This window comes from Streptomyces odonnellii, assembly GCF_000981895.1.
GTDB lineage: Bacteria > Actinomycetota > Actinomycetes > Streptomycetales > Streptomycetaceae > Streptomyces > Streptomyces odonnellii.
This window is the reverse complement of the sequence record NZ_LATD01000479.1, coordinates 1-10,117: the sequence shown is the minus strand read 5'-3', so window position 1 is coordinate 10,117 and position 10,117 is coordinate 1. Positions and strand designations below refer to the sequence as shown.

7 protein-coding genes, 1 pseudogene and 1 riboswitch are annotated in these 10,117 nt (G+C 70.6%); of the genes and pseudogenes, 4 read left to right on the top strand and 4 right to left on the bottom strand.

Features of this window, described 5'->3' with window-relative positions; genetic code table 11:
* Positions 1 to 443 (top strand): annotated as a pseudogene (locus tag WH07_RS40595) (DNA polymerase IV); the annotation flags it as partial.
* On the opposite strand, the gene WH07_RS33470 reads toward WH07_RS40595, so the two are convergent.
* Positions 332 to 736, bottom strand: coding sequence for a PRC-barrel domain-containing protein (locus tag WH07_RS33470; protein ID WP_046508516.1), 405 nt, complete (start codon positions 734 to 736; stop codon positions 332 to 334). The pseudogene WH07_RS40595 and the gene WH07_RS33470 sit on opposite strands and share 112 nt — an antisense overlap.
* Positions 737 to 847: 111 nt before the next feature.
* A riboswitch (glycine riboswitch) is annotated at positions 848 to 945 on the top strand.
* Positions 946 to 1,120: 175 nt separating this feature from the next.
* Here WH07_RS33470 and gcvP point away from each other — a divergent pair.
* Complete coding sequence (gene gcvP, locus WH07_RS33465; protein ID WP_046508514.1) at positions 1,121 to 4,006, top strand: aminomethyl-transferring glycine dehydrogenase; 2,886 nt, start codon at positions 1,121 to 1,123, stop codon at positions 4,004 to 4,006.
* A gap of 125 nt (positions 4,007 to 4,131) precedes the next feature.
* Here the strand turns inward: gcvP and WH07_RS33460 are convergent, their stop codons facing one another.
* Both WH07_RS33460 and WH07_RS33455 read right to left on the bottom strand, forming a co-directional pair.
* Complete coding sequence (locus WH07_RS33460; protein ID WP_046508513.1) at positions 4,132 to 4,338, bottom strand: DUF5999 family protein; 207 nt, start codon at positions 4,336 to 4,338, stop codon at positions 4,132 to 4,134.
* 327 nt (positions 4,339 to 4,665) lie between these two features.
* Complete coding sequence (locus WH07_RS33455) at positions 4,666 to 5,274, bottom strand: hypothetical protein (protein WP_046508511.1); 609 nt, start codon at positions 5,272 to 5,274, stop codon at positions 4,666 to 4,668.
* A gap of 501 nt (positions 5,275 to 5,775) precedes the next feature.
* On the opposite strand from WH07_RS33455, the gene WH07_RS33450 reads away from it, so the two are divergent.
* A complete protein-coding gene (locus tag WH07_RS33450; RefSeq protein WP_046508509.1) occupies positions 5,776 to 7,311 on the top strand; it encodes a glutamate--cysteine ligase in 1,536 nt (511 codons plus the stop codon).
* A 54-nt stretch (positions 7,312 to 7,365) separates the two neighbouring features.
* Here the strand turns inward: WH07_RS33450 and WH07_RS33445 are convergent, their stop codons facing one another.
* On the bottom strand, positions 7,366 to 9,135 hold the full coding sequence (locus WH07_RS33445) for a substrate-binding domain-containing protein (protein WP_046508507.1): 1,770 nt from the start codon (positions 9,133 to 9,135) through the stop codon (positions 7,366 to 7,368).
* Between the two features lie 97 nt (positions 9,136 to 9,232).
* Here WH07_RS33445 and WH07_RS33440 point away from each other — a divergent pair, with 97 nt between their 5' ends.
* Positions 9,233 to 10,045 (top strand): CPBP family intramembrane glutamic endopeptidase, encoded by an 813-nt coding sequence (locus tag WH07_RS33440; RefSeq protein WP_046508505.1) that lies wholly within the window; start codon positions 9,233 to 9,235, stop codon positions 10,043 to 10,045.
* Positions 10,046 to 10,117: the final 72 nt, after the last annotated feature.

Below are 10,117 nucleotides of genomic sequence, written 5' to 3'. Positions count from 1 at the left end.
TCACGCAGGAGGACCTGTTCGCGCAGGCCGCGGCCGACCGTCCCGTACCGGCACCCGCCGCGCCTGAGCCCGAGCCCGCACCGGCGCTGCCCGCCGGGAGCCCCCAGGGGCCGGAGGCGCCCGCCGAGCGGCGCTTCCCGGCGGGACACGATGTGCGGCACACCGAGTACGGGGCGGGCTGGGTGCAGGGCAGCGGGCTGCGGCGGGTGACCGTACGGTTCGAGGAGCCCGGGTCCGCGCCGGGGCGGGTGCGGACCTTCTGGGTCGACGACCCCGATCTGACGCTCTCCGAGCCGCTGCCCCTGGTGCCCGGGCCGGAGGCGGACCCCGGTCAGTCGTCCTGGCCCGCCAGCCGGCCGAAGTCGCGTTCGGCGTCCCGGTCGGACAGGGAGGCGGACCCTTCCGGCGGCTCGGGCTCCGGATCGGGCAGGGTGATGCCGTAGTGGTGGTAGAGCTGGAGCTCCTGCTCCGGCGAGAGATGGCGGCCGACGCCGAAATCGGGGGCGTCCTTGATCAGCGCGCGCTCGAAGGGGACCTGGAGCGCGTCGTTCACCAGGGTGCTGGGGGCGAGCGGGACAAAGGCATCACGGCTGAACAGCCCGGTGCGGACCGCGGCCCACTCCGGGATTCCGGTGGCGTCGTCGAGATACACCTCGTCCACCGTGCCGAGCCGGTGGCCGTTACGGTCGAACGCCTTGCGGCCTATCAGGCTGCGCGGATCGATATCAGTCTCCACGGTCCCTCCAACGGGTCGCACATGCTCGTATCACTACAAAAATGCAGATCCGGGGTGTCGGCCACTCGAACGTCACGCTCAAGTCCTCGCTGGTACTCTGACAACGGCTGCTGACCCCGTGCGGGAGAGTCCTCCGGAGAGAAGTCCGGAGGCGCCGAAGGAGCAAATCCTCCCCGGAATCTCTCAGGCCCCCGTACCGCGCGGACGAGGTCACTCTGGAAAGCAGGGCGGGCGTCGGACGGCATCCGCTCTCACCGACGGTGAAAGCCGGCCCGTCTCGGACGGACCGGTGAAGCTCTCAGGTTGAGATGACAGAGGGGGAGGCCGTCCGGGCACCCGTGCCGTGGTGCCCTCGCAGGTCGTGTCAGACCAGGAGGCCTCCCAATGACCGCCCACCGCATACCCCTCGCCCAGTTGGAGCGCGGCACCCCCTTCGAGCAGCGCCACATCGGGCCCGACACGGGGGCACAGGCGAAGATGCTGGCGCAGGTCGGCTACGGGTCGCTCGACGAGCTGACCGCCGCCGCGGTGCCCGAGGCGATCAGGAGCGCGGAGGCGCTGGATCTGCCCGGCGCACGCACCGAGGCCGAGGTCCTGGCCGAGCTGCGGTCCCTCGCCTCGCGCAACCAGGTGCTGGCGCCGATGATCGGCCTCGGCTACTACGGCACGTTCACCCCGCCGGTGATCCTGCGCAATGTCATGGAGAACCCGGCCTGGTACACCGCGTACACGCCGTACCAGCCGGAGATCTCCCAGGGGCGCCTCGAAGCGCTGCTCAACTTCCAGACCGTCGTGGCCGACCTGACCGGCCTGCCAACCTCGGGCGCCTCCCTGCTCGACGAGGGCACCGCCGCCGCCGAGGCGATGGCGCTCTCCCGCCGGGTCGGCAAGGTCAAGGGCGGGGTCTTCCTGGTGGACGCCGACGCGCTGCCGCAGACCATCGCCGTGATCGAGACCCGCGCGGAGCCGACCGGTGTCGATGTGGTGGTCGCCGATCTGAGCGAGGGCATACCGGACGGGATCGCCGAGCGCGGGGTCTTCGGGGTGCTGCTCCAGTACCCGGGCGCCTCCGGTGCCGTACGGGACATCAGGCCCGTGATCGAGCAGGCGCACGGCCTCGGCGCGATCGTGACCGTCGCCGCCGATCTGCTCGCGCTGACCCTTCTCACCTCGCCCGGCGAGCTGGGCGCGGACATCGCGGTCGGCACCAGCCAGCGCTTCGGGGTGCCGATGGGCTTCGGCGGGCCGCACGCCGGGTTCATGGCCGTACGGGAGAAGTTCGCACGCAGCCTGCCGGGCCGGCTCGTCGGGGTCTCCGTGGACGCCGACGGGAACAAGGCGTACCGGCTGGCGCTCCAGACCCGCGAGCAGCACATCCGCCGCGAGAAGGCCACCAGCAACATCTGCACCGCTCAGGTGCTGCTCGCCGTGATGGCGGGGATGTACGCGGTCTACCACGGCCCGGAGGGACTGCGCGGGATCGCCCAGCGCACCCACCGGTACGCGGCGATCCTGGCCGCCGGGCTGCGCGCGGGCGGGGTGGAGCCCGTGCACGGCGCGTACTTCGACACCCTGACCGTCCGGGTGCCGGGACAGGCCGCCGAGGTGGTCGCCGCCGCCCGTGAGAACGGCGTCAATCTGCGTCTCGTCGACGCGGACACCGTCTCCGTCGCCTGCGACGAGACCACCGGCCGTGCCCAGGTGACCGCCGTATGGACCGCCTTCGGTGTCACGGGCGATCTCGACGCACTGGACGAGGCGACCGACGACGCCCTGCCCGGGGCGCTGCTGCGCACCGACGACTACCTGACGCACCCGGTCTTCCACCAGCACCGCTCGGAGACGGCGATGCTGCGCTATCTGCGCCGGCTCGCCGACCGCGACTACGCGCTGGACCGCGGCATGATCCCGCTCGGCTCCTGCACCATGAAGCTCAACGCGACCACCGAGATGGAGCCGGTCACCTGGCCCGAGTTCGGGGCGCTGCATCCCTTCGCGCCGGCCGAGCAGGCGCAGGGCTATCTCACCCTGATCAGGGAGCTGGAGGAGCGGCTCGCCGAGGTCACCGGCTATGACGCGGTGTCCCTCCAGCCCAACGCCGGTTCGCAGGGCGAGCTGGCCGGACTGCTGGCCGTACGGGCGTACCACCGGGCCAATGGTGACACGGACCGTACCGTCTGTCTGATCCCGTCCTCCGCGCACGGCACGAACGCGGCGAGCGCGGTGATGGCCGGGATGAAGGTCGTTGTCGTCAAGACCCGCGAGGACGGCGACGTCGATGTCGATGACCTGCGTGCCAAGATCGCGCAGTACGGCCCCGAACTGGCCGTGCTGATGGTCACCTACCCGTCCACGCACGGGGTGTTCGAGGAGCACATCGGCGACATCTGCGCGGTCGTTCACGACGCGGGCGGCCAGGTGTACGTCGACGGCGCGAACCTCAACGCGCTGGTGGGGCTGGCCAAGCCGGGCCGGTTCGGCTCGGACGTGTCCCATCTCAATCTGCACAAGACCTTCTGCATCCCGCACGGCGGCGGCGGTCCGGGCGTCGGTCCCGTCGGGGTACGGGCGCACCTCGCCCCGTATCTGCCCAACCACCCGCTCCAGCCCGCGGCGGGACCCGCGACGGGCGTCGGGCCGATCTCGGCGGCGCCGTGGGGCTCGGCCGGCATCCTGCCGATTTCCTGGGCGTACGTACGGCTGATGGGTGGCGAGGGGCTGAAGCGCGCGACCCAGGTCGCCGTGCTCGCCGCCAACTACATCGCCAAGCGTCTTGAGCCGCACTACCCGGTGCTCTACACGGGGCCCAACGGGCTGGTGGCGCACGAGTGCATCGTGGATCTGAGGCCGCTGTCCAAGGCGACCGGGGTGAGTGTCGACGACATCGCCAAGCGTCTGATCGACTACGGCTTCCACGCGCCGACGATGTCGTTCCCGGTGGCCGGCACGCTGATGATCGAGCCCACCGAGAGCGAGGACCTGAACGAGATCGACCGCTTCTGCGAGGCGATGATCGCCATCCGTCAGGAGATCGAGCGGGTCGCGTCGGGCGAGTGGCCCGCGGACGACAATCCGCTGCACAACGCTCCGCACACGGCCGCCGCGCTGGGCGGCGAGTGGGAGCACCCGTACAGCCGCTCCGAGGCGGTCTTCCCGGCGGGGGTGTCGGCGGCTGACAAGTACTGGCCGCCGGTCCGCCGTATCGACGGTGCGTACGGCGACCGCAATCTGGTCTGCTCCTGCCCGCCGTTGGACTCGTACGACCACTGACGGACTCGTACGGTCACTCGGTCACTGCCGGGCGGCAGGGCACGGCACGCGTCGGGGCCGGTGCGGAGGAAGCTCTCCGGGCCGGCCCCTGTCAGTTCCGGCGGTCCCCGGGACCGCCGACGGCATCAGGCCGCCGTCACCACCTGGTCGGTGCCCAGCGGGCGGTGCGGGTCGATGATCTTTCCGTCCGGCAGCAGTTCACCGGTGTCCTCGAAGAGCAGGACGCCATTGCACAGCAGACTCCAGCCCTGCTCCGGGTGGTGTGCCATCAGTCGTGCGGCGTCGCGGGCGGCGGAGTCGGCTGTCGGGCAGGCTGGTTGATGCTGGCACATGGGCGAGTTCTTTCGCTGTGTCGTGGTGAGAGTCCTGCGGCTCGATGTGGTCAAGGCCGCCCCCCGTATCTGTTTGGTCCAGTCCTAGTGTTGCCCTACGGATGGTAATCCGCAGGGATTTCGCGGCAGCTCTTCCTTTTGCTTAAGGACGTGTCACCCGCCCGGACGGTTCAGTTCAACTGGACTGTCCTTTCGGGTGGTTCAGGGTGACCTGAGAGGACTACTCCGCATGGGCAAAAGGGTGCCCCGCGGCCTGAGTGGCCGCGGGGCACGGAGGGGGTACGGAAGAAGACGCGACAGTGAAAGACCCGAACCGCCGGAGGCGCTTCAGGCCGTCGTGCTCAGCAGCGGCGCGGGAGCGAGCCGCAGTCCGATCATGGGCAGCAACTCGGCCACCCGGTGCGGACGGTGGGCCGCGAAGCCCGGCGGCGCGGGTGCGAGCGGCACCAGGATGTCGGCGGGCGCGGGCGCCCCCGTGGAGGCGTCGGCCTCCGTGTCCCCGTGCAGCCACAGCGTGAGCATGTACAGCTCGGGAACCGACAGCAGCCGCGGCTGGAAGTCGGTGCCCAGGGTCTCCGCCTGGCGGAGCGCACGCTCCGTGGCGGTGATGTACGGGCCTTCGAAGAAGCGCGAGAAGGCCCAGCCGTCCGCGGTGAGCATGGTGTCGGCGGCGGCCACGGCACGGTCGCCGCTGTGGATCAGGAACCGCCAGCCGACCAGCCTGGTCTGTGGTGTGCGTGCCTCGGCGGTACCGGTCAGGCTTGCCGGGGTGACATGACTGAGCACATGGACGGGAAGCGGCAGTTCGGGGCTCAGCGGTCCCTGGACGGACTGCAGAGCGGGGGTGCGGGCATCGCGCACGGCGGTAGGGGAACCGAGTGCCGCGAGAACGCTGCGCAGCGCGGGCGCGGGAGCCGGGGGAACATGCAGCGGCATGGTGGGTTGCCTCTCTCTTCTGGAGACAGGGTGATGCGTGAGGTGGAGCGCGGGCGAGTGCCGACGTCACTGTCAGCATCTGGTCAGAGGCCGGCCCAGGGTCGTGGAACGACCGGACGCCGACTCTCTGCCTCGTGGGCGCAGTTTATACGACGTGTGTTCACGGCATGTTTCTGCTAGCTCTCGCGGATATTGCCCGCAAGGCATATTCCGGTCCGTCTTCCGCGGACTTTCTGTTGATAAACGGTGAAGGCAGGCGTCTGGCCTGGGCTTGTCCGTCCGGACGGGTCGGCTGAAACTCGCCGTTGTTTCCCAGGGGTCATCGGACGGCGGAAACGGAACCCGCCGCCATGCCAAAGGAATGTGCCGTACGACCGTTGTGGACACTCTACCCCCGACCGGGCGACCACGGGGACGTTACGGATCACCCAGTGTGGGCATTATCGATCGTGACGCGAGCGGCCGACGCTGCGGGCTGCCCACTCGAGGAGGGACACTTCGATGGGGGAGAAGGTCGAGGCGGACGGGTCCGAGCTGTCCGATCGGCGGAAATACCGCAGGAAGCTGCAACAGTGCCTGGCGGTGCTGGGGCGGCTCCTGGCCGAGGAGAGGTTCGACCGGCCCAAGAATCTGATGGGTCTAGAGATCGAGCTGAATCTCGTCGGCTCGGACGGCATGCCCCGCATGATGAATGCGGAGGTGCTCAGGCGTATCGCGAGCCGTGATTTCCAGACCGAACTCGGAATGTTCAACCTGGAAGTGAATGTGGCTCCGCACCGGCTGAGCGGACGCGTTCTCGATCAGCTTGCGGAGGAACTGCGCGCGGGTCTCGGATATGCCCACAGGAAAGCGTGCGAGGTCGATGCGGGAATCATGATGATCGGTATTCTGCCGACTCTCGGACGGCATGACGTGGTCCCCGACAATCTCTCGGACGTCCACCGTTACACCCTGCTCAACGATCAGATGACGGCGGCCAGGGGCGAGGACTTCACCCTGGACATCGAGGGGGTCGAGCGGCTCACCTGCACCTCGGCGTCCATCACCCCCGAAGCCGCCTGCACCTCCGTACAGTTGCATCTCCAAGTCACGCCCGACCGGTTCGCGGATGTGTGGAACGCGGCCCAGGCGATGGCGTCGGTGCAGGTGGCACTTGGTGCCAACGCGCCGTTCCTGTTCGGCAGGGAGCTGTGGCGGGAGTCCAGACCGCCGCTGTTCGAACAGGCCACCGACACCAGGCCGCCGGAGCTGAAGGCGCAGGGGGTACGCCCCAGGACCTGGTTCGGCGAGCGGTGGATCGAGTCCGCGTACGACCTGTTCGACGAGAATCTGCGCTATTTCCCGCCCCTGCTGCCGATCTGCGACGACGAGGACCCGCTGCGGGTGCTCGACGAGGGAGGCGTGCCGGAACTCCAGGAACTGGCGCTGCACAACGGCACGGTCTACCGCTGGAACCGCCCGGTGTACGAAGTGGCCGGCGGTGTACCGCATCTGCGGGTGGAGAACCGGGTGCTGCCCGCGGGCCCCACCGTCACCGATGTGATCGCCAACGCCGCCTTCTACTACGGACTGGTGCGCGCGCTGGCCGAGGACGCCCGGCCGGTGTGGAGCCGGCTGCCCTTCGCCGAGGCCGCGGCGAACTTCGACACCGCCTGCCGCCATGGCATCGACGCCGAACTGCGCTGGCCGCGCCCGGGGCGGGCCGCCGGAATCACCACGGTGCCGGTGGTCAAGCTCGTACGGGACGAACTGCTGCCGCTCGCCGCGGCCGGGCTCGACGCGTGGCAGGTCGAGCCGGCCGACCGGGACTTCTATCTCGGTGTGATCGAGGGGCGGTGCCAGCGGCGGATGAACGGGGCGTCCTGGCAGGTGGACACCTTCCACCGGGCGCTGGAGGCCGGTCTGGAGCGGGATGCGGCGCTGGCGGCCACGACGCGGCGGTACGCCGAGCTGATGCACCGGGGGGACCCGGTGCACACCTGGCCGCTGGGCCTGCCCACGCTGTCGTCGAGGGACGGGACCGGGACCGGGAGCTGAAGGGGCGGACGAGGGAACGGGCCGGCGGGCCGGTCGGCTCGGGCCGGGTCGGGCTTACGATTCGTGCGTATGGCCGACCGCCATGATCGCCCGAAGGATCACGGCCTGGATGTCGGCGGGGTCGCTCACCTCGTACCCCGCCCCCTCGGTCGCCTCGGCGATCTGGTCGACCTCGCGTCGGTCCGCGTCCGGCCCCACGGCGATCGCGACCAGGGACACCGGGCGCGCGGGATCCACGAGTTCCTTGAGCCGCTCGATGAGTTCGGCGCGGGAAATGCCGTCGTCGTCCTGGTTCGAGCCGTCCGTGAGCAGGATGACCGCGTTGAACTTGCCGCGTACGTACCCGGCTTGGGCCTCCCGGTAGGCGGCCAGCGCCGTGTCGTACAGCCCGGTGTCGCCGTCGGGGATGGGCTTGAGCGCCGAGATGGCGCCGGACAGCCGCTCGCGGTGCGTGCCACCGCCCTTCACCGGGTCGCCGAGCCGGACCGTCTCCTGCAGCTTGCGGTAGTCCTTGGCGCCGTCGAGCCGGGTGCTGAACTCCCACAGCCCGATCTCGTCCTCGGGCGTGAAGGTGTTGAGCGCCCGGAGAAGCGAGGCCTTGGTGATGTCCATTCTGCTCTGCCCGTTCCGTCCCGGTACGGGCGCGGTCATCGAGGCCGAGGCGTCCACGACCGTGGTCAGCCGGGCACTCTGCACCGTCACCGTCCACAGCCCGAGGGCCTGCTGGACCGCCTCGGACGACGGCGAGTCCGCGTCGCGCTCCTCGTACGGCTGCGGGGAGCGGCCGCCCGCCGTGCCGACCAGCGTGGGCGCCACCGGCAGGTCCGCCACCCGGAAGCCGTGCTGCTCCAGGGTGCGGTACGCGGGCTTCTCGCCGAGCAGCAGCATGAAGCGCATGGCGGCGCGGCTCTGGTCGGTGGTGAGGCGAGTGACGTCGACGAGGTTGTACGGGTAGTCGAGCGCGGGCGCGCCGTCCGTCGGGTAGAAGAGGCTGAGGCCGGCCGAGCCGGTGCCCGCCGCGTTGTGGGCGTACGCGGCCTGCTCGGAGAGCAGCACCGCCTCATTGGCGTCGTCCGTGCCCGGGCCGCCCGCCGTCAGGGTCCGGAGCGCCTCGGTGTCGGTGCCGGAGACACGGCGGGTGAGCAGCTCGGCGGTGGCGGCTGTCAGTGTGGTGTCCTTCGGCGCCTCCCGCCGCGAGGACTCCGAGATGCTGCTCAGCGCGAGCAGACCGGTGGCGCTGCGGGCCGGATCGGCCGCGCCCAGGAGCAGGCGGTCCTTGCCGGTCGCCAGGGCGGCGAGCCCGGCCCAGGTATAGGTCTTCCCGGGCCAGCCCAGGGCCCGGGCGGACTCCGGCACCGTGGCCAGTGCCACCGGCGAGAGGGCCACATTGCCCGCCGGGGTCAGCGGGACGCCGTCGCGCCCCGCCCCCTCGGCGCGGTCCACCCAGACTCCCGAGTCGGGCACCCAGATCTGGAAGTCGGGGGTGGTGGTGCCGGCGGCGAGCATGTCCGCGACCTTGTCGTTCTCGCGGGCCTCGACCCGTACATCGAGACAGCGGCCGTCGGAGGTGACGCGGTCCCGGCGGGCCCGGTCAGCCACGGCACGCAGGGCGGGGGCGATGTCGAGCGAGGCCACCAGGTCCACCCGTACCGGAGCGGGGTCGCACGGACCACCGAACGAGAGAAGCCCGCTGCCCACCGCGACCCCCGCCCCCGCCGTCACGGCGAGGACGATCGAGACGGCGATGGCCACGCGGCGGCGGCGCGGCGAACCGGCCCTGCCCGCGCTCCTTGAGGGCTTGTGGGGCAAGCTGTGACGTCCCATGGTCCCCGGCCTGTCGTACGCGATCTTCGTACCTGCATTCGAGACCCTAGCGGCACCGCGCACGGCATGGGACGGGAATAGTCAACTGGAGGCGGGCGTGCATTCGGAGGCGGGACGGGTGGCCGGTTCTTACCCCGAGGAGGCTCCGGAGGGGGCTGCCTCACGGCGGACCCTGCGGTCCGAGACGGTGCTCGTACTGGCTCTTTCGCTGGGCGCGAGCGGGGTGTCGGCGCTGATCAGCTTTGTCGGTTCGCTGACAAAGCCGGGGGCGCTCAGTGACCAGGCGGCTTCGCTCAACTCGTCGGCGGCGCCGGGGCGGCCCTGGCTCGATCTGGCCTGGCAGCTCTTCGGGATCACGACCGCCCTGGTGCCGGTCGCGCTGGTCGCGCATCTCCTGATCCGGGAGGGCAGCGGGCTGCGCGCCATCGGCTTCGACGGCCGTCGGCCCTGGTCGGACCTGGGGCGCGGCGCGCTGGTGGCGGCGGGGATCGGCAGCACGGGGCTGGCCTTCTACCTGGCGGTGCAGGCGGCCGGATTCAATCTCACGGTCGTGCCGGAGTCGCTGCCCGAGGTGTGGTGGAAGTTCCCGGTGCTGATCCTCTCCGCGGTGCAGAACGCCGTACTGGAGGAGGTCATCGTCGTCGGATATCTGCTGCGCCGGCTCGGGCAGCTCGGGTGGACACCGATGGCGGCGCTGGTCGGCAGCTCGGTGCTGCGCGGCTCGTACCACCTGTACCAGGGGGTCGGCGGCTTCCTGGGCAACATGGTGATGGGCGTGGTGTTCGTGCTGCTCTACCGGCGGTGGGGGCGGGTGGGTCCGCTGGTGGCGGCATACGCGCTGCTCGACATCGGGGCGTTCGTGGGGTACGCGCTGCTGGCGGGGAAGGTGGGCTGGCTGCCCACGGTGTAGCGCCGTGGGCAGCGCCGGGAGCCGCTGCGGTTCAGGAGCGGCTGCGGTTCAGGGGCAGCAGAATTCAGGGGG